This window comes from Oleiphilus sp. HI0086 (genome assembly GCF_001635225.1).
Map to the genome: position 1 here is coordinate 1 of NZ_LWFZ01001472.1, position 812 is coordinate 812.

The 812-nt window shown below is 47.5% G+C and carries 1 pseudogene; it reads left to right on the plus strand.

Annotated features, from left to right (window positions below):
• Nucleotides 1-38: 38 nt before the first annotated feature.
• Nucleotides 39-812 (plus strand): annotated as a pseudogene (locus tag A3756_RS24975) (ribonucleoside-diphosphate reductase, adenosylcobalamin-dependent); the annotation flags it as partial.

Consider the following 812-nt stretch of genomic DNA (forward strand, 5'->3'; position numbering starts at 1 on the left):
AACAACTGAAAAAATGATATTCCAGATAGAGATCATACATGAACGCCAACGTCGCACCACTGGTCTCTCCACGACCATTTCACGACGCCTCTCATGATACCTCGCACACTAAGTACCAGCTAAATCCTAAAACTGGTCGGACCGTCGATCAAAACATTGACGCTACCTATGAGCGTGTTGCCAAAGCGCTTTCATCTGTAGAAGAAGAGGGCAAAAGAGAAACCGTCTACAACGACTTCAAGTGGGCACTAGAAAACGGCGTTATTCCAGCCGGCCGAATCATGTCTAATGCCGGCGCAGGCGAGCATAAGCCGGCAACATCAACCATTAACTGTACTGTCTCGGGTACTGTGTTCGATTCAATGGATGATATCTTGCTCAAAAACCATGAAGCAGGCCTAACTCTTAAAGCTGGTTGCGGTATTGGTTATGAGTTTTCAACGCTACGCCCTAAAGGTGCTTACGTTGCTGGTGCAGGTGCAACCACTTCAGGCCCTCTATCTTTCATGGATATCTTTGACAAGATGTGCTTCACCGTTTCATCTGCTGGTGGGCGTCGTGGTGCGCAAATGGCGACCTTTGATGTACACCACCCTGACGTTCTGGACTTCGTACGTGCAAAACGTGAAGACGGCCGACTACGTCAGTTCAATCTTTCATTACTAATTACCGAAGACTTCATTAAAGCGGTTCAGAATGACGCTGACTGGCAGCTATCCTTCCCTGTTACTGCTGAAGCAGTTGAAGAAGACGATCTTGACCAAAGTGAGGAGAGCCAATGCGTATTTCGTAGCTTCCCAGTTAAAACAAGC